Raw genomic sequence first — 18,652 nt, forward strand, 5'->3', positions numbered from 1 at the left:
CCGCAGGACCCGGTCAGATCGAATATCGCACCCAGAGGCATCCGCCCGAGCAGCCATATCCCCTTGTGAAGCGTCATTTCGTGATGGGGGTGTGACACGGGACACCTCTTTGTGTGATACTCGCTCAAGCTCACAATCTGAAACAAGGGGTTCGTGGGCGTTTCAAAACCAAGCAAGTGCTTGACCGAGGAATGGGGGCGCCGGTGCCACTCGCCACCAGTGCGCAGAGCTTCGGCCGCACGGTCCGGCTCGGTGCCCGGACTCCGCTCATTGCGGCCATGGACATGGCCGGTGGACGCTTCCCGGTGCGTGAGACCGTGGTCCAGGCCTGGTTTCTGCTGAGCATCACCGTGTTGCCGGCGCTGCTGATGTCGGTCCCGTTCGGTGTGATCATCGCGGTGCAGATCGGCGGTCTGACCAGCAACCTCGGCGCCACCTCGATGGCCGGCGCGGTCGGTGGCATGGGAGTCATCCAGCAGGGGGCACCCATGGCGGCCGCACTTCTGCTCGGCGGTGCGGGCGCCTCGGCCATCACCGCGGACCTCGGGGCCCGGACCGTTCGCGAGGAGATCGATGCGATGCGGGTACTCGGAATCGACCCCACCCGACGCCTCGTCGCGCCGCGGATGGTGGCGATGGTGATCGTGGCTCCGGTGCTGTCGATCCTGATCATCGTGATCGCGGTGGCTGCGAGCTTCATCGTCGCCATCACCGGGCAGGGTGTGGTCGCCGGCTCGTACTGGCAGTCCTTCGGCAGTTATGCCTCGACCACCGACCTGTGGATCTGTCTGGGTAAATCGGTGGTCTTCGGATTCGTGGTGGTCGTCATCGCAGCTCGTCGTGGCCTCGAGGCCGCCGGCGGTGCGCGAGGTGTGGCCGACGCCGTCAACGCGGCAGTCGTCCTGGGGATCGTCGCGTCGATGGTGATCAACGTGATCATCACGCAGGTGACGACCCTGTTCATTCCGGTGCAGGTGATCTGATGGCGCCGACACCCACCCTGATACCCAGCGCGCGGGGCATGAGACTGCGCCGTGCCGCAGACGCGACCGGGCAGCCGTTCGAGCACATCGGACGGCAGACGAGTTTCGTCCTCGACGTGATCGCGGGGTTGCCACATACTCTGCGCGCCTACCGTAAACAGACCCTCGCAGCGTTTGCCGAGGTCACCTGGGGCAACGGTTCGTTCATGGTGGGCGGCGGTATCGCGAGCGTTCTCGCCATCCTCGGCCTGTCGGTCGGCGGCATGATCGGCATCCTGGGTGTCACGAGTCTGTCGTCGCTCAATCTCTCGCCGATGGCCGGCCTCATCACCGGATACGCCGCCACCCGCGAGATGGCGCCCATCATCGCCGCGGTCGGGTTCGCCGCGCAGGCCGGATGCCGCATGACCGCCGAGATCGGCTCGATGCGCATCTCTGAGGAGATCGACGCGCTCGAGGCACAGGCCATCCGGCCCATCCCGTTCGTCGTCGGCACCCGGGTGGTGGCCGGCGTCCTCGCGATCGTGCCGTTCTATCTGGTCTCGCTGTGTTTGGCATACCTGTCGTCGCGAATCGTCGTCAGTGTCTTCTACGGACAGTCGGCCGGCGCATACGACCGTTACGTCGAGGCGTTCGTGAGTCCGGTCGACGTCGTGTACTCGACATTGAAGGTGGTGGTCTTCGCGATCGTCGTGATCATCGCGCACACCTACTACGGCTTCTTCGCGCACGGCGGACCGGAAGGGGTCGGCATCGCCTCGGGCCGGGCGATTCGCGCGAGCCTCGTGCTCATCGTCACCACCGACATGGCGATGTCGCTGATGTTCTGGGGGCTGAACTCGGGATTGAACTTCGCATGAGCGCTGCACGTGGGCGCTCGGCGCGAACACTGCGACTGCGTGGCATCGTCACCGTCGCGGTGCTGGCGGCGATCGTGACATTGGTTGTCGTCAAACCCTTCTCGGGTGACGACGGAATGGTGGAGTTCGACGTCCTGGCGCCGGCCGTGCCCGACGGCATCCAGATCGGGGTGCCGGTCGACGTCCGCGGCGAGACGATCGGTTCCGTCTGCGGGCTCGACACGTCGCAGCCGTATTCGACGCGACTGACGATCTGTGCCGAACGTTCGGAGATCGGCGAGCTGACCAACGATTCGGCGGTCAGTTTTGTCTCCCGCAACCTGTTCGGGTCCGATGCCGTGCGCTTGGGGCCGGCGACCACCGGCGTCCCGGTCCGCTCGGGCAGCGTCATCGAGCTGCAACAGGCGCCGGCCGACAACACGATGACCGCGATCATGCGCAGTGCCGGCAGGCTCACCCTGCCGGTCCTCACCCCCGAACTCACCGTGCTGCTGCGGAATCTCAGTGACACGACCACGAGGCTCGCACCCTTCATGACAGCGACGACCGTCGCCCTTCAGACGTTGCAACGCGGTCAGACGGCGCGCATCAAGACACTCTTGCCCGTTGCGACAGACGCTTTCAACGGTCTGGCGGTGGCCGGGGCATCGGCGATCAGCGGGCTGGAGATCACCCTGACCACCCCGCTCCTCGCTGACAAGCCCTACACCGAGAGCGTGACGAGCATGATCGGGGACATCGGCGACCTGTTCTCCGGTCTCGGCGCCCTCTTCAACGGTATGAGCGGTTTTGGTGCGGTTCTCGATCTGGCCAACGCGTATGCGACGCCGCTGGGTACCGCGCTGCGTGGGGTGACCCCATCACAGCTCGCACAAGCAATTCACCGATTTGGCAACGCCTTTCACACGGATCCGCGAACCGGCAGGACGACGCTGTCGACCGAGGTGAACCTCGAGTTGGTCCCCGGATTCTCCACACCGGTCAATCAGCTGCTGGCCGGGCTGCGAGGTAAACCATGAGAAGCGCCCGATCTGCACTCATGCGCCTGCTGCTGGTCGCCAGCGTGGTGATCCTTGCCGTGTATGCCATTGTCACGGCCATCAACCGTCCGGTCGGCGGCGACACCGAAACCTACCGAGCCGAATTCAGCGATGTGTTCGGGCTACACAAGAACGCCGACGTCCGTATCCGAGGGGTCGCGGTCGGGAAGGTACTCGACATCGACCTGCAGCCCTCGGGCGTCGCGCAGGTCGAGTTGTCGGTGCGCACCGACAACCGGCTCACCGACAAAGACCAGCTCGCGATTCGCTTTCAGAACCTCGTCGGGCAGCGATACATCGCGATCACCCGGCCCGACGCAGCATCGGGCGAGGGTCAGGCGATCGATCCCGACCACACCATTCCGGTGTCGAGGACGATCGGCTCCTTCGACATCACCAAGCTGTTCAACGGACTTCGACCGATCCTCACCGGCGCAGACCCAGCGGTCTTCAACACCTTCGCCACCAATCTGCTGCACCTCATCCAGGGCGAGGACGGGGTCGGAATAGGCACGGTCCTCGGTGACATCGACCGACTTGCCCAGTTCGCCACCAACAAACGCGCGATGATCACCGTGATCTTGGCGAACCTGGCGACGGTATCCGCACAGCTGCAAGGCAAGTCGTCGATGATCAACGCCTTGATGACGAACATGGGCATGCTCTTCGACACCCTGGAGAACCGGCTGGATCTGTTGAAGGCGGCATTCGGAACCGGCTCGCAGGTGTTTCCGCCGATCGTCGATCTGATGAAGAGCAGCTTCGACGTCGGACTGGGCGGCCACGACCAGATCTCTCGGAGAATCCTGGAGTTGGTCCCGGACACCACGAAATTGACCGAGGTTCTCGGCTTGGTGCCGACCATGTTGTCGACGGTGAACGCGACCATGGGCCAGTACGGATTTGATGCCAATTGCTCACACGGCGAGGTGGCATTGCCGGCGATGGGCACCATCCTGCTCGGGGGCGGGAAGGTGACGCTGTGCCGGAAATGAGCAAACGGGTTCCCGTCCTCTCGAGGCTGGAGGACTTCGCCGTGCGCGACGAGATCGGCCGCCGCGGCGAACTGGCGTGGGCATTCGGACTCGTGGTGGCCGTCGCGATCCTGGTGGCGGTGACGTCGTTCTTCTATCTCAAACCCCCTGGGCGCGTGCAGTATCACGCGGTGATGAGCGAGAGCGGCGGAATCACCAGCGGCACAGAGGTTCGCGTCGCCGGAATCCCGGTCGGCAAGGTCAGCGACGTGACGCTCGGCGACGGTCACGTCGATGTCACGCTCGACGTCGAATCCTCCGTCTTCGTCGGCGATCAGACGTCCATGCAAGTGCGGATGCTGACCGTCGTGGGCGGAACCTACGTCGCGCTGCTGCCTTCTGGCGGAACACCACTCGGTGACACCCCCATTCCCGCGCAGCGGGTTTCGATCCCCTACTCGACCGGCGAGGTGCTGGACTCGGCGGCCTCCACGGTGGGTCGCATCGACGCGCTGACGCTACGCGGAACCGCCGTGGCCACCACCCGCAGTCTCGACGCCGCGCCAGGGGCGGTGCGTGGGATCCTCACCAATGCGGCCGACATCACTGCCCTGTTGGACGAGCAGCAACGTCAGATTCAGAGCATCGCCGATCTCGGTGGGGAGTACACCACCGCCCTCGTCGCCCAGCGCGACACGTTGATCGAGATGATCCGCCGAATCCGGTCCGTGCTGCCCCTGATCATCGGCTACAAGGATCGGGGCATCCTGACCTACGACGCTCTCGCGGAAATGGTTCTCTACGTGGGCGACATCTTCGGTGACCCGTACCAGAAGCGGATCAAGCCGCCGCTGCACAAGCTCGCCGCGATGGCCGGACAGACCAACGAGATGTCGCGACGGATGGCCGAGGCCATTCGCCAGCTGCGGACCATGGCCGACCAACTGTCCAGGATCGTGACACCCCATGGCGTCTCGCTCGACTTCGGCGACAGCGTCGTCGACGACTCCGTCATCTGCATCCCGATCGCCGGCAGGACCTGCTGATGGCCAACAAGTTCGGCATGCCCGAGATCCGTGGAAGGCAGCGCGCGCTGGTGGCGGCGATCGTCGCGGTGGCCGTGGTGGTCGGTGCGGTCACGATCTACTCGCGGCTGACCGCCGACGACACACGTCCGGTGTGCGCACAGCTCCCCGACGCGGCCGGGCTCTACGTCGGCAACGCGGTGAACGTTCGCGGTGTCCGGGTCGGCAAGGTGACCGCAATCTCCGCGCACGACAACACCATCACCGTCGACATGAGGATCGACCGCTCGATCAGCGCCAAGACAAGTCTTGTCGCAGTGAACAACTCGGTCCTCGCCGACCGTCGGATCGAGCTCGTCGACAGCGAAGCGCGTGGCGGTCAGACACTGGCCACAGATCAGTGCATACCGCTGAACAGATCCCATACACCCATCTCGGTGAGTACCGCGTTCCAGTCCTTCACCACCATGTTCAACGAAGTCGGCGGCAAAGGAACCGATTCCGGCGCGCCGGTGGGCGCGCTGCTCACCGCCGCCGACCGTCAGCTCGACGGCACCGGCAAGGACATCAACGCGACGGTCACCAATCTCTCGCGGCTGATGGCCGACCCGGATCGCTTCCTCGGGCAGATGCGCACCGTCTTCGACAACTTGGCCGTGCTGACCAACGTGGCGAACCAGAACTGGGACGGTATTCGCGAGATCGGGATCAATGCGGCAACTCTCACCCATTTCATGGCGCGGTTGTTCGAGGACTTCGTGTACATCTTCGACGGGCTGGGCCGGTCGGGCCCGGGCCTCGATGACCTGCTGGGCAACGTGCTGCCGCCGGTTCTCGACATGGGCGACGTCGCAACACCTTTCATCGACGTCGCGATCGCCCACACCGACGACCTCAAGACGATCCTCGAGAAGACCCCCGGTATCGCAACGAGTCTGGCGACGACCGTCAACCGCAATGCGGCAGCCTTCCACCTCTCCTACCGCGGTCCCCGGGTGGCCGTACGAACACCGAACAGCGCAACGCTGTGTGCGCTCGTCAACCGGGCCGACCCGGGAGGATGCAATCCGAGGACGGCGTCGGTCTCCGATGTGGACCTGGCCGAACTCGTCGCACGCGCGGTGCAGGGAGGTGCCAGGTGAGCGGTCGGGCAGGCGGAAATGTCCGTCACACAATCAAGATGGCGATGTGCGTGCTGGCGGTGGTGGCCGCTCTGGTCATCGTCGTCGTCGGCCGAAGCACGAGTCCCGCATCGCTGTTGCCGCGCGTGACGTCGTCGGCCGACGGCGCGGTCCTCTACGTCGACTTCGCCTCGGTGGTCAACCTGCCACTGGGCGCCCGCGTCCTCGCGCGGGGCACCCAGATCGGCACGCTGGAGTCCATCGACCTGGTACCCAACGCTGCCCGGTTGCGGCTGGGGCTGCAATCTCAGGCGCACATCCCGTCCGGAACCCGCGCCGAGCTGCGCCAGTCGACCCTGCTCGGCGACATCTACGTCGCCCTGATCCCGCCGCCGGCAGCGAGCGGCGGCGAATCGACGATGCTCGACGACGGCGCTGTCATCCCGTTGGCGGACACCGATCCTGGTCCGCAGGTGGAGGACATCATCGTCAACCTTGCCGACTTCATGTCGGGCGGTTCGATTCTGCGAGTGCAGGAATCGATCCGGAAGGTGAACCAGTCGATCGACGTCCCCGGGGCCGACCTCGCCGCCGCGTCGCGTGTCGGTGCCGAGGACATCGCCGACCTCGCGCAGGGCACCCGTCAGCTGAACTCGATGATCACCTCCCTGCAGGCCGCCGCCGCCGAGATGGCCGCCAACCCCGACGCCCTGGCGTATTCGTTCAGTGGTGCAGGACAATTCGGCCTCCGGGCCGTCTTCAATTCTGTCACCGAGGGTTTCAAACTGGTCGCCGGGTCGAGTGCCTTGGCGGCCGGTCTGAGCTGGCTGACCCCTCGACTCGCCCAACTGAATCCGTTCTTGGACAAGCTCGTTCCGCTGCTGCGCAGCTACTCGGCTCGGTCAACGCAGTTCAACGGCAATCTCGGCGCGATGATCGACGTCGGACAGAGGTCGGTGGTGCCGTTCGTCAAGAACGGTGCGATCTCCGTCGACAAGTTGTCGGTCGACGACAAGGACGTGACGACCGCGGTGTCGTCGGTGTTGCGGATGATCGGGGCGCTGCGATGACGATCCGGTACTTCGTCTCCATCCTGGCAACGCTCGCCGTGTTCGTTGCATCGGCTGCGTACCTGTCCTTCGGAGTTCTTGCGCAGCAACCCTTCACCCACAAGACGACCGTGTGGTTGACGGTGCCCGCCTCCAACGGGCTGCACACCGGATCTGCGGTCCTGCTGCGGGGTGTGCCGATCGGCGAGGTCACCTCGGTCGCCTACGCCGGGAAGACCGTCGAGGTCTCGATCGCCTACGACTCCCGCTACGAGATCCCGGTCGACAGCCAGATCGAGATCGCGGCCCAGTCGATGCTCGGTGAGTCGAGCGTGTCGGTCGTGCCGCCGCTGTACGGCGGCGACGATGTCATCGCGGATGGTCAGACGTTGGCGGCCAACGTCGTCGACGTGCCCGCCTCGGTGCCCGAATTGCTCGGCTCCACCCAGCAGTTGCTCGACCAGGTCGATCCCGGGTTGGTCGATCGGCTTGTCACCACGCTCTCGACAGCGCTGGAAGGGACTCAGGATGCCGTCGCCCGGCTGACGCCGGCCGCTCAGGTGCTGGCCGCGACGATGATCTATTCGCAGCCCGCTTTGGTGACCATCATCGGCAACGCGACCTCGATGTTGCAGCGCGGCCAGTGGATTGGGCCGGCTCTGCGGCCTACCCGACCTGAGTTGCTGTACGCGGGCGAGAGCCTGCGACGCGTGATCAACAGCGTCAAACCCTTCGCGGACTTCACCCGTGGCGGAGAGTTGATCGGCGAGCGGTGGAAGCCGGTCCTGAACAGGTCGGCACCCCTCGTGGCCAAGATCGCGCCGCCGATCGGAACGTTGGCGTCCACATTGCTTCCCGCGGCGCAACGTTCGGGTGCCACGCTCGCCAATCTCGACATCGCAACGCTCCTCGACCGGGTCATGCAGATGATGCCGGGCAACGGTCTGCGACTCAACGTGACCATACCCAAGTGAGATGAGGAACAGCCCATGAGCATCGACGTCCACCAGGCCCTCGCCGAGTTGCAGGACACCGATCCCGAGCCGGATTCTGACGTCGGCAAGACCGAAGTGGTTGCTGCTGAAACCAAGACCACAGCCAAGGTTGCCGAACCGGCCAAACCCTCGGTGACCAAACCCTCGGTGCGCGAACAACTGAGCGAGAACCTCAACCCCCGTCGGCACCCGGTGATCGTCGGGATGACGGTGCTGTGTCTGGCCGCGCTGGTGGCTGCGGCCGTCTTCGGCGTTCTCGCATACCGGAGTTCCAAAGACCTGACGGCTGCCGAGAACCTCACCGCGGACAAACAGTCGGCCGAGCGCGTAGCCGGCGACTACGCGGTCGGAGCCGCGACCTTCGACTTCAAGGACCTGGCTCCGTGGTCGGCGGCCCTGAAGAAGGGAACGGCACCCGAACTGGCCTCCCGCTTCGACGTTGCCGTCAAGACCCTGACCCCGTTGATCCAACAGGTTCAGTGGAGCCAGACCGCCAAGCTGATCGCCGCGAAGACCATCGACGTCCGAGCCGATCGACAATTCGTGGTGCAGGTGTTCGTCTCCACGCACATGACCAGCACCCAGAACCCCAACGGTCTGAACACGGTGACTCCCTACACCATCACCCTCGATCGAGACGACAACTGGCTCATCACCGACGTCGCGGGGATCGCGGGCGTGGCACAGGACGGTTCCAACGGTGCGGGGACACCAAACCTTGCCCCCAACGACGCTGCCTCCTCGAACAACTCACCGACAGCAACGACGCCTGCGACGCCGACTCCGTGAAGTCGCGACGCACCGATCGCGAGTTCTGTTGGTCGGTGACACTGTTCGCGCTCAGCGCGGCCGCGGTAGTCGCCGTGTTCATGCCGTGGGTGCGCGGTCGGGGTGCTCCGATTCCTCAGGCCGCGCAGTTGTCGTCGGCGCAGATCCAACAGCCGGGAGCCACACAGAGTCTCCAGTGCACTGGAATCAGTACGACAACCGGCGCAGTGCTGTTGGCCGCCGCGTGCGTGCTGGCCGTGGTCGCACTGTGGCGAACGAGCCCGTCCTACCATTCGTCGGCAGCGGCCTACCTCGCGATCGTGGTGTCCGCCATCGGTATCGCCGCGGTCTTGTGGTTCATCGTCGATGATGCCCTCCGCATCGACGCGATCGGACGGTCGGTGGACCTCGATGCCGATTCGGTGGCGATCACGTGGTGGCCGTGGGCCGCCCTGGCGCTGTTCGCGTCGAGCCTGGTCGTCGGAGTCATGCTCATGCCTGCGCGTTCGGAAGCCGGCATGGAAGAAGGCCATTCGGTCGGGAATCAGCGAATGGAGAACTCATGCCTCTGCGGGTGATTCAGTGGACGACAGGGAATGTCGCGAAGGAGGCGGTCCGGGCGGTTGCCCAACGGCCCGACCTCGAGTTGGTCGGGGCATTTGCGTACTCGCCGGCAAAGGTAGGTGTGGATCTCGGCGAGCTCTGCGGACTCGGGAGCGAGCTGGGAGTTCTCGCGACCGACGACGTCGACTCGCTGCTCGCTCTCGATCCGGACTGCGCCGTCTACAGTCCGCTTCGTTTCGACGTCAACGAAGTCGCATTGCTGCTGAGGGCCGGAATCAATGTCGTCACCAGCGCCGAGTTCGTCACCGGGTCGAATCTGTCGCCGTCGGACCGCGCATCGTTGGAAGCGGCAGCCGCCGCCGGAGGAGCCTCGCTTTTCGGCAGCGGCATGAACCCCGGCTTCGCACAGCTGGCGGCAGCAGTGGCCGGTGGCCTGTCCACCAGTGTCAGCCACGTGTCGATGACGGAATCGGTGGACGTCTCACAGTTCGTGGGCGACGCGAACTTCGCCGGCGTCGGATGGGGCCGCCCCAAGGGGGACCCGAACCACACTCGAAGTCGTGGCCGTGAACCAGAGATGGGTGGCGACCACCGCCTTGGAACCGGCATGGACCGTCGAACACGGCTACCTTCTCGACGTCGTCGGCGATCCCGCCGTGCATGTGCGTATCGGCCTCATCCCGACAGCAGCAGACCTGGCCGATCTCACCCCGGCACGGATGCGGGGGATCGGACTCCGCATCACCGCCGCGCCGCTCGTCAACGCCATACCGGCGGTGTGCGCGGCCCAGCCTGGCATTGTCACCTATGCCGACCTACGTACAGTGGCACCGCGGCTCATTCCACCAGCCCGGTGATGCGCTGCCGTCACGGCCGGACCGTGGCAACCACACCTCGATGGTCCGAACCGGGCAGGTCGACCGCCTCGAACCCGGTGGGAACGGGTCCGCCACGGGTCAGCACACGATCGAGGGCAAGCATCGGCGGGAACGCCCGATTCGCCGGGTAGGTCGCGACGATCCCCGCGCCCAGGTGGTCCGCCGCGTCGGTGAGACCGGGCGAGTACGGCGCATCCGATCCGGCGAGCAGGTCACGGAACGGGCGATGGTCGTAGGTGGAGTTGACGTCGGTCCCGATGATCAAGGGCAACGGCTCAGCACGCAGTTGCTCGCCGAGGCGTCGCAGTTCGAGTTGCCACTTCCAGGCGGGTTCGGGATAGGGCGGAATCGGGTGCAGCGCATAGAGCGCGCGGCGTCCGACCCCCGGAATGGTCACGACCGCACGGAGATTGGCGTGCGTCAGACCGGTGAGCTCTCGAGTGTCGGAGAGCGGGTAGCGCGAATAGATCCCCGAACCACTGCCGCCCTCACGAGGATCGAGGTAGGCGAAGGGCAGTCGCGCCCGCAGACTCGTCGTTTCGATGCGTCGGGCCGCGTCGGGCGTCAGCTCCACCACGGTGAGGACATCGATGTCGCGGTCGTCGGCCAGCCGTGCCAGAGCCGTCGTATCGGCTTGTCCGAGATAGATATTGGCCTGCATGACCCGCAGGTCCGACTCTGCGACGTGCTCGTCGGCGCCGACGAACAGCGGCACCTGAGTCGGCAGTCCGACAACGACGACAACGAGCGCCACCACCGCCGACCAGACGAACCGCGCAAGCCCGAGCAGGATCAGCCCGACCACCGCGCCGAGGATCATCAGCGGCGTGAACGCCGCCGCCCGGGCCCACACGGTGTTCGCCCATCCCGAGAAGTGCGCGATCACCCCGGCCACGCCGAGGGCGACCAGCAGCCAGCCGGTCACCGCAGCAATGTAACGCAACACTCCACCCCCCGATGGTGTTGTCGGACACGTTCTTTCTTCTCGGTTCAGTTCCCGTAAGCGACGTCGATCGCGTAGCGGTCGAATCCCAACCGATGGTACGTGTGCAGCGCGGCGGTGTTGTCGCCCTCCACGTACAGATTCACCTCACGCATTCCCACCTCGGCCAGGTGATGCAGTCCGGCCAGGGTCAGCAGCCGACCGAGCCCGCGCCCTTGGGCGGCCGGATCGACGCCGACGATGTAGACCTCACCGAGCTCCGCGTCGTGCTGCTTGGTCCAGTGGAATCCGAGCAGGGTGTCCGGCGCTGCCGCGTCGAATGCCAGGAACAGTCCCTGCGGGTCGAACCACGGCGCCGACGTGCGTTCGGTGATCTGCGCCAGGCTCCAGCCGCCCTGCTCGGGATGCCAGTCGAAGGCCGCATTGTTGACACGCAAGATCTCGGCGTCATCGGATTCGCCTGCGTAGGTGCGCAATACGATCGAGTCGTCGACGACGAGGTCGGGCAGCTGCGGGCCCGAGACCAACGACCTGCGCAGTTGCAGGAGCTCCCGGCGACGCTGCAGACCCATCGCGGCGGCCAACGCCACCGCCTCCGGCAGGTCACCGTGTGCCCAGACGCGCGGCGCCGGGTCGGACTCCGATCGCAGATCCGCGGCGGCCTCGAATGCCTTGTCCAGCAACGCCCGACCATGCCCGCGGCGTCGGAGCGCGGGGTCGACGACCGCCTCGATCATCGCGGACTCCCCCGGCCGTCCGGCAATGATGTTGGCGTAGCCGGCCGTCGAGAGCACGTGCACAGCGGCACCGTCGGCGGTCTCGATGGCCGCGACCGCCTGCTCCGACAACGGCGAAACTCCGTCTGCCGCAGTCGCTTCCCGTACAAATGCGAGCGCCCGCGCAGCCTCGTCGTCGTCGAGACGCGTGCGGACCGCGATACCGTCAATTGCCATTGGCGCTGGTGCGCAATTCCTCGTCGAACGGATCCTCGCCACCGAGCGGGGCGTCGTCGAGGTCGAGGTCGTCGGAGTCGACTTCCGCCTGTGAACCGTCCAGTGCCGCATCCGAACCCGACGAACGACCCCGGCTCGGGCGAACCGCCTTGTACCCGACGTTGCGCACCGTGCCGATGAGCGATTCGTGTTCGCTGCCGAGTTTGGCCCGCAGACGCCGCACGTGGACGTCGACCGTCCGCGTGCCGCCGAAGAAGTCGTAGCCCCAGACCTCTTGGAGTAGTTGCGCTCTGGTGAACACCCGGCCGGCGTTCTGCGCGAGGTACTTCAGGAGTTCGAACTCCTTGTAGGTGAGATCGAGCGGACGGCCGCGCAACCGCGCGGTGTAGGTGCCCTCGTCGATGATCAGTTCACCCAAAGTCACCTTGCCCGACGCCTCTTCGGAGGTCACCCCGCGCGTACGGACCACCAGCAGCCGCAGTCGGGCGTCGAGTTCCGCGGGTCCCGTTCCGGGCAGCAGGAACTCGTCGATACCCCAATCGGCGTTCACCGCCACGAGCCCGCCCTCGGTGAGCACCGCGGCCACCGGGACGGCCGATCCCGTGCTGCCGAGCAGGCGGCACAGTCCACGGGCCGCTGCGAGGTCGGTCCGGGCGTCGACGATGGCGACGTCGGAGTTACCTGCCTCCATCAGCGACGAGACCTCGGTGGGCGCCACCCGAACGGTGTGCGCCAGCAGCGACAGCGACGGCAGAACCGCCTCGGGGTTGGGGTCGGCGGTCAACAGCAGGAGATCCATCGACACTCCGATCTTCCTTGTGAATGCGCCGCCGGGCGTACGGCCCCTCTACGCGCCGCACCTGGCCATTGTTTACTCTGCCTTACCAACGTGTGCGCGATAGGTGACAGAATAGCGCCAATGGCGCGATTCGCTGTTAACAAGGCAGGCCAGGGGTGAGCGAACCCGATCGACGGGGCGATCATGGCACGGGTTCCGATCGGCGGGTTCCCGGCCGTCGGTACGTCGCCATCGCCCTCATTGTGATCGTGGTCACAGGACTGCTGGCGGTTCTCGCCGACGTCGGCCTGGCGATCCGCACGGAGTATCAGATGTCCCGGGCGATCGCCGCCTCACCGCGGGTGTCCTTCGACCCCGAAGTGACGCTGAGCGGATTCCCTTTCCTCACGCACGTGCGTGCAGGCCGGTTCGACGGTGCCGTCATCGCAGCGCGTGACGTCACCCTGCCCGGCTGCGAGGGTCGAGGCGGCTGTCGCGGTGAACTCGGCGCGACGCTGGGGCTGTGGCACATCGATGACGCGTGGGACATCACGGCCGATGACGTTGTACGCACGGAGTCCGTCTCTGCCCACACCAAGCTCGATGCCGTCACCATGGCCCGTTACCTGGGGATCGTCGATCTGACGGTGAGCACCCCCGCACCCGACGGCAAGGTGGGCGGCGGCGGACCGCAGGACGGCGCCCCCAGCAGGCAGTCGGGCGTTGTCCTCACCGGCACCGTCGCCCTTCCCCCGTCCGCGGGCGACGACCCCGACAACCCGCCGTCGGCGTCGACGTTCGACGGACCCAAGGTGAGGGTCAGCGTCTCGGTGGACCTGAGCGTGCAGGATGGGCGTCTGGCGATCCGGGCGACCGACTATTACACGGGGCCCGAACGCCACGTCGATGCCGACGTCCCCGAGGCCATGCGGGCAGCCGTCCTCGATCGGTTCACCACGATTCTGCCGTTGATTCCGCTGCCCTGGGGCCTCACACCGCAGTGGGCGGCCAGCCTGGGCGGCGACATCCTGCTGCATGCGGACAGTGGCCCCGCGGACCTGCGCCTCGACGCGTTCTGAAGACCACCCCCGCGTTTTCTGGCTGCCCGATGCCCTGTTGTACCCTCGTGGGCATGCAACAGCGCCGTGAGTTCTTGCTCACCCGACGCCGGGCGATCGACTTCTGTCGAGTCGCCAACTGTTGCTGTCGCCCGCAGCACTGACGGTCATCGAGGCTCTAATTCCTGCCTCGGCCCGTCCACCCGTCGATGACGACCGGTTCGTCGTGCGCCTGACGACTCCTGTGCCGACGTCTTGGTCGTTGCCCCTGTCAGAACACACCCCTGTCACAACCCCATCCACACATCTCTGGGAAGGACCCCAACCATGGCACGTTCCGATGTCCTGGTCAGCGCCGAATGGGCTGAGCAGAATCTCAACACCGACGGCATCGTCTTCGTCGAGGTCGACGAGGACACCTCGGCCTACGACGGCGGCCACATCGAAGGCGCCGTCAAGCTCGACTGGAAGACCGATCTGCAGGATCCGGTCCGTCGCGACTTCGTCGACGCCGACCAGTTCTCCAAGCTGCTCTCCGAGCGCGGTATCGCCAACGACGACACCGTGGTCCTCTACGGCGGCAACAACAACTGGTTCGCGGCCTACGCCTACTGGTACTTCAAGCTGTACGGCCACAACGACGTCAAGCTCCTCGACGGCGGCCGCAAGAAGTGGGAACTCGACGGCCGTCCGCTGTCGACCGACGCCGTGAGCCGTCCGGCCACCACCTACAAGGCCGGCGAGCCCGACAACACCATCCGCGCGTTCCGCGACGAGGTCGTCGCCGACATCGGCGTCAAGAACCTGGTCGACGTGCGCAGCCCCGACGAGTTCTCCGGCAAGATCCTTGCGCCGGCTCACCTCCCGCAGGAGCAGAGCCAGCGTCCCGGCCACATCCCCGGCGCCATCAACGTGCCGTGGAGCAAGGCCGCCAACGAGGACGGCACCTTCAAGAGCGACGAGGACCTCAAGGAGCTCTACGGTGAGGCCGGCCTCGACGGCTCGAAGGACACCATCGCCTACTGCCGCATCGGCGAGCGGTCGAGCCACACCTGGTTCGTCCTCAAGGAACTCCTCGGCCAGCAGAACGTCAAGAACTACGACGGCAGCTGGACCGAGTACGGCTCGCTGATCGGCGTCCCGATCGAACTCGGAGAAGGAAAGTAAGAAATCATGTGTGCTGCACCCAAACAGGGACAGAAACTGCCCGCAGGCGTCGACGTGGAGAAGGAGACCGTCCTGACCGGACAGGTCACCGACGCCTCGGGTAGTGCCGTGGCAGGCGCGTTCGTCCGTCTGCTCGACTCGACCGGTGAGTTCACCGCCGAGGTCGTCGCGAGCCCGACCGGTGACTTCCGGTTCTTCGCCGCTCCCGGCACCTGGACGATTCGTGCGCTGTCGTCGGTCGGCAACGGCGAGCAGACGATCAACCCCGACGGCCCGGGCGTGCACGAGCACGACATCACCGTCAGCAAGTGATCGCGTAGTCCCCAACGACGCGGCCCGGTCACCTCTTCGGAGGTGACCGGGCCGTTCGCGTTTCTCGCGGTCCCGTTCCTCCGAACGGACGAAATGTTGGCGCCGAACGCATTTCGGTACGTCCGTGCAATCGGACACATGATATTTCTGACGCATGTCCACGACGGTCACGCAGTCTGGCTGCGCATCACGACGCCGCCCATCCCTCCGCCTCCGATTGGCCATCACGATGCTGGCCCTGTTCGGAGCCGCATCGGCACATGTCGTCGCGCCCGCGCACGCGGCACCGTCATTCGAGCAGTTCGCACGATCCAACGTCCTGGTCGGGACGTTCTTCTCGGGTGACGGCGACCTGACCGACACGATGTACTACTCGTCCAACGGCAAGACGTTCAAGTACCTGTCGACGCCGTACCGTCGTGGCCAGAATCCGTTCAGCGATCCGTCGGTCATCTACCACAACGGATACTTCTGGATGCTGTCGAACTGGCCACGCAAGAACGGGCGGTTCTGGCCGATGATCGGCGTGTCCCGAGACGGCAAGAACTGGTCGAGACCGGAAGGGCGACAGTTCAACAACGGGGCCTACGCAGGCATCTCGCTGAATCCGGCGCCGCGCGGCAGCGACATCGTCGCCCCCGATTGGTACAAGGCCGCCGACGGCAGCATCTGGATCGTTCTGACCGCGGGCTACTTCGGACATCACCGCGGCCAGGTCGGAGCAGACCGGATGACGCCGTACATGGTGCGGGTCAACCAGCTCGACATCACCGCGGCCGGACGCGGTCGTGCGGTCCCGAGCGGACGAAGCATCATCTTCAACGCCGGACCCGCCAATCGCATCAATCTGAACCCCGGCGCCCGCGACCGTATCGACGCTTCGCTGTTCCAGCAGGGCAACACCAAGTACCTGAACATCAAGCGCGACGGCAACTGCAACGAGGTCTGGCGGTCGGGGTCGTTCAACGGACCGTGGCAGCGCACCGTGAACTGCGCGGCGCGCGTGCAGGAGGGGCCGAGCATGACGCGCGTCGGCGGCACCTACTTCCTGTACACCGACAAGATCTACGGCGACCGCAAGATCTACTACTCGACGGCACCCTCCCCCAATGGCCCGTGGTCGGGTCCCACACCGATCACCACCATCGGCGGACCCGGCCGCACCCGGCACGGCACCGTCATCCGCCTCGACGATCGCAACGCCAAGTGCGCGGTCTACCGCATGCTGTACGGCCCCGGCTGCACACTGAGCTCGGGCCCCGCCGGTCCCGACTTCGGCAGCCTCGGCGGCCTGTTCGGTAGCTGACCGAGAGCGCGCCAACCCCGGAAGGTAGAATCGACCCGTGGTCATCTTCTTCGAGATTCTCCTGGTGCTCGCGGCATTGCTGATCACCTGGTTCGCCGTCTACGTGCTCTACCGACTGGTCACCGACGAGTCGTGAGCACCGACGCTTCCGGTGGCGACCCGCGTCGCTCCGGCGACGAGGCGATCAACCAAGCGGAAGCACGTGCCGTCGAATCGGGTAGCCGTGAACGCAACGTCCCCACCTGGGACGACCTCCCGCTGCCCGCCGACACCGCCAACCTCCGGCTCGGCGCCGACCTGCACCCCGGGTTGCTCGCGCTGCTGCCGATGGTCGGGGTGTGGCGCGGCGAGGGCGAGGGGCACAATCCGCACACCGGCGAGGACTACCACTTCGCCCAGCAGATCGTCGTCTCCCATGATGGTCAGAACTTCCTGAGCTGGGAGTCACGCTCCTGGGTGATCGACGAGGACGCGAACTTCGTCCGGCCCGATCTTCGCGAATCCGGGTTCTGGCGCATCACCGAAGACGACAGCATCGAGTTCCTCCTGGCGCATGCGGAGGGCTGGATCGAGCTGTTCTACGGCCGTCCACTCAATCAGACCTCGTGGAACCTGACCACCGACGTGGTGATCCGATCCGAGACCGGAAGTCACGCCGGTGGCGCCAAACGTCTCTACGGCCTCGTCGAGGACGGTGACTTCGCCTACGTCGAGGAACGCGTCGACGCCGACGGCGACCTCACCCCCCGGTTGTCGGCGAAACTACGACGCCACGTCGGCTGAGCGCGGTCACTCACGCCTGGCGTCGACTCCGGCACCCGTGCCGCAGCCTGCGGCGATCCGACCAGGCCAGGTACAGATTCCGCTTCGGCAAGGCGCTGTAGACCACCGCGCCCAGCATGATCACCACCGACCCGTAATTCGTGGCCGTCCCCGGCCGGCCGGGCCAGCCCGGGTGGATCGTGCCCGACGCCGACATGTACGGCGCACGACCGGCGCCACCACCGACGCGCCGACCGACCACGGAGAAGACCTGCCCGGCCTTCGCCTCGGGGTCCACCGGGAAGGTCGCCATCGCGCCCGGCGGGATCTCGGTCACCGCACGGACATGACCCCCGTTGTGCAGCACCGCCATCCACTTCTCGCCGGTGTTGCGCACGGTGATCGACGACCCACCGGTGCGGTACTGGAACGAGAGCCCGTCACCCTCGGCATCGAGATGGTCCTGATGGGTGTAGCCACCGTTCCAGTCGGCGCTCCACGGGGTCAGGTAATGCTGATCGAGAAACTCACGTCGAGTGGGGATCGGCAGCGTGCTACCCATCACCCGGCCACCCTGCGTCCACAGCGCACCGAACAGTCGGGGCCTGCCGTCGGTGCGGGTCCCCTGCACGTAACAGAGCAGATCCTGTGCCGGCAGCGGCGTCACCTCACCGGGAGACAGGACCACCCGTTCGAGCAGTCCGTCGACGCCGAGCACCAACACACCGACAACTTCGTCGCCGCGGTTGTGGATGCTGGTGACCCCATCCTCGAGATGGTGGAAGATACCGGCCGCGTGCGGGTCGTCGAAGACGAAATCCGGTGTGTCCGAACATCCGAAGTCCACATCACCCGGACCCCAGAACCGGCCCGCGAAACCCGTTGCCGCACCGCCGATCGACGACACGTCGCGGGGGGCGTGGGCCGCTTGCGTCGCTGTGGTGGTCATCGCTGTCTCCTCGATAGATCGGGCTGACAGTGCTAATTCCACCCGGTTCCGGCGTCGGACTCACGAGTAGTCCACTACGCGAATATGCCCGCGCCCCGACACGAAGCGGCCCCCGCACCACCCGAGTACGGGCGTATCCGACCGGACGGGTCGGGGTGCGGGGGCGA

20 protein-coding genes and 1 pseudogene are annotated in these 18,652 nt (G+C 65.9%); 17 read left to right on the top strand and 4 right to left on the bottom strand.

Features of this window, described 5'->3' with window-relative positions:
• Positions 1-203: 203 nt before the first annotated feature.
• The 12 genes and pseudogenes from MKW15_RS20235 to MKW15_RS20285 all read left to right on the top strand — a co-directional run bounded on the left by MKW15_RS20235 (position 204) and on the right by MKW15_RS20285 (position 10,236).
• Positions 204-983, top strand: a complete 780-nt coding sequence (locus MKW15_RS20235) for an ABC transporter permease (protein WP_240861358.1) — start codon at positions 204-206, stop codon at positions 981-983.
• Positions 983-1,843: an MlaE family ABC transporter permease gene (locus MKW15_RS20240; protein ID WP_240861360.1), complete on the top strand. Its 861-nt coding sequence runs from the start codon at positions 983-985 to the stop codon at positions 1,841-1,843. The genes MKW15_RS20235 and MKW15_RS20240 overlap by 1 nt, the downstream gene beginning before the upstream one ends.
• Positions 1,840-2,862 (top strand): MlaD family protein, encoded by a 1,023-nt coding sequence (locus MKW15_RS20245; protein ID WP_240861362.1) that lies wholly within the window; start codon positions 1,840-1,842, stop codon positions 2,860-2,862. The genes MKW15_RS20240 and MKW15_RS20245 overlap by 4 nt, the downstream gene beginning before the upstream one ends.
• A complete protein-coding gene (locus tag MKW15_RS20250; protein ID WP_240861364.1) occupies positions 2,859-3,878 on the top strand; it encodes an MlaD family protein in 1,020 nt (339 codons plus the stop codon). Before MKW15_RS20245 ends, MKW15_RS20250 begins: the two co-directional genes overlap by 4 nt.
• Positions 3,875-4,903, top strand: a complete 1,029-nt coding sequence (locus MKW15_RS20255; protein ID WP_240861365.1) for an MlaD family protein — start codon at positions 3,875-3,877, stop codon at positions 4,901-4,903. Before MKW15_RS20250 ends, MKW15_RS20255 begins: the two co-directional genes overlap by 4 nt.
• Positions 4,903-6,024, top strand: a complete 1,122-nt coding sequence (locus MKW15_RS20260) for an MlaD family protein (protein WP_240861367.1) — start codon at positions 4,903-4,905, stop codon at positions 6,022-6,024. Before MKW15_RS20255 ends, MKW15_RS20260 begins: the two co-directional genes overlap by 1 nt.
• Positions 6,021-7,073, top strand: a complete 1,053-nt coding sequence (locus MKW15_RS20265) for an MlaD family protein (protein ID WP_240861372.1) — start codon at positions 6,021-6,023, stop codon at positions 7,071-7,073. The genes MKW15_RS20260 and MKW15_RS20265 overlap by 4 nt, the downstream gene beginning before the upstream one ends.
• Complete coding sequence (locus tag MKW15_RS20270; protein ID WP_240861375.1) at positions 7,070-8,026, top strand: MlaD family protein; 957 nt, start codon at positions 7,070-7,072, stop codon at positions 8,024-8,026. The genes MKW15_RS20265 and MKW15_RS20270 overlap by 4 nt, the downstream gene beginning before the upstream one ends.
• Positions 8,027-8,041: 15 nt before the next feature.
• Positions 8,042-8,836: a serine/threonine protein kinase gene (locus MKW15_RS20275; RefSeq protein WP_240861378.1), complete on the top strand. Its 795-nt coding sequence runs from the start codon at positions 8,042-8,044 to the stop codon at positions 8,834-8,836.
• Between the two features lie 35 nt (positions 8,837-8,871).
• Complete coding sequence (locus tag MKW15_RS20280) at positions 8,872-9,393, top strand: hypothetical protein (RefSeq protein WP_240861381.1); 522 nt, start codon at positions 8,872-8,874, stop codon at positions 9,391-9,393.
• Positions 9,378-9,653 (top strand): annotated as a pseudogene (locus MKW15_RS24690) (dihydrodipicolinate reductase); the annotation flags it as partial. The gene MKW15_RS20280 and the pseudogene MKW15_RS24690, both read left to right, overlap by 16 nt.
• Positions 9,654-9,939: 286 nt before the next feature.
• Complete coding sequence (locus MKW15_RS20285) at positions 9,940-10,236, top strand: hypothetical protein (protein ID WP_240861384.1); 297 nt, start codon at positions 9,940-9,942, stop codon at positions 10,234-10,236.
• Between the two features lie 10 nt (positions 10,237-10,246).
• Here MKW15_RS20285 and MKW15_RS20290 read toward each other — a convergent pair whose 3' ends face one another.
• The 3 genes from MKW15_RS20290 to MKW15_RS20300 form a co-directional block, all read right to left on the bottom strand.
• Positions 10,247-11,182: an endonuclease/exonuclease/phosphatase family protein gene (locus MKW15_RS20290; protein WP_240861386.1), complete on the bottom strand. Its 936-nt coding sequence runs from the start codon at positions 11,180-11,182 to the stop codon at positions 10,247-10,249.
• 65 nt (positions 11,183-11,247) lie between these two features.
• Positions 11,248-12,153: a mycothiol synthase gene (mshD, locus tag MKW15_RS20295; protein ID WP_240861388.1), complete on the bottom strand. Its 906-nt coding sequence runs from the start codon at positions 12,151-12,153 to the stop codon at positions 11,248-11,250.
• Entirely contained in the window at positions 12,143-12,952 is an 810-nt protein-coding gene (locus tag MKW15_RS20300) for a winged helix-turn-helix transcriptional regulator (protein WP_240861408.1), read from the bottom strand. Before MKW15_RS20300 ends, mshD begins: the two co-directional genes overlap by 11 nt.
• A 155-nt stretch (positions 12,953-13,107) precedes the next feature.
• Between MKW15_RS20300 and MKW15_RS20305 the strand changes: the two genes are divergently transcribed.
• The 5 genes from MKW15_RS20305 (at position 13,108) to MKW15_RS20325 (ending at position 17,557) form a co-directional block, all read left to right on the top strand.
• Positions 13,108-14,010, top strand: a complete 903-nt coding sequence (locus tag MKW15_RS20305) for an LmeA family phospholipid-binding protein (RefSeq protein ID WP_240861390.1) — start codon at positions 13,108-13,110, stop codon at positions 14,008-14,010.
• Positions 14,011-14,316: 306 nt separating this feature from the next.
• A complete protein-coding gene (locus tag MKW15_RS20310) occupies positions 14,317-15,156 on the top strand; it encodes a sulfurtransferase (RefSeq protein WP_240861392.1) in 840 nt (279 codons plus the stop codon).
• A gap of 6 nt (positions 15,157-15,162) precedes the next feature.
• Positions 15,163-15,468 carry a DUF1416 domain-containing protein gene (locus MKW15_RS20315; RefSeq protein WP_240861393.1) on the top strand — a complete coding sequence of 102 codons (306 nt, stop codon included), beginning with the start codon at positions 15,163-15,165 and terminating at the stop codon, positions 15,466-15,468.
• 154 nt (positions 15,469-15,622) lie between these two features.
• Complete coding sequence (locus MKW15_RS20320; protein ID WP_240861394.1) at positions 15,623-16,774, top strand: hypothetical protein; 1,152 nt, start codon at positions 15,623-15,625, stop codon at positions 16,772-16,774.
• Positions 16,775-16,906: 132 nt separating this feature from the next.
• A complete protein-coding gene (locus MKW15_RS20325; RefSeq protein ID WP_240861398.1) occupies positions 16,907-17,557 on the top strand; it encodes a heme-binding beta-barrel domain-containing protein in 651 nt (216 codons plus the stop codon).
• Between the two features lie 10 nt (positions 17,558-17,567).
• On the opposite strand, the gene MKW15_RS20330 is transcribed toward MKW15_RS20325, so the two are convergent.
• Positions 17,568-18,485, bottom strand: coding sequence for a hypothetical protein (locus tag MKW15_RS20330; RefSeq protein WP_240861399.1), 918 nt, complete (start codon positions 18,483-18,485; stop codon positions 17,568-17,570).
• Positions 18,486-18,652 lie beyond the last annotated feature (167 nt).

Source organism: Gordonia gummivorans (assembly GCF_022513585.1).
Classification (GTDB): Bacteria; Actinomycetota; Actinomycetes; order Mycobacteriales; family Mycobacteriaceae; genus Gordonia.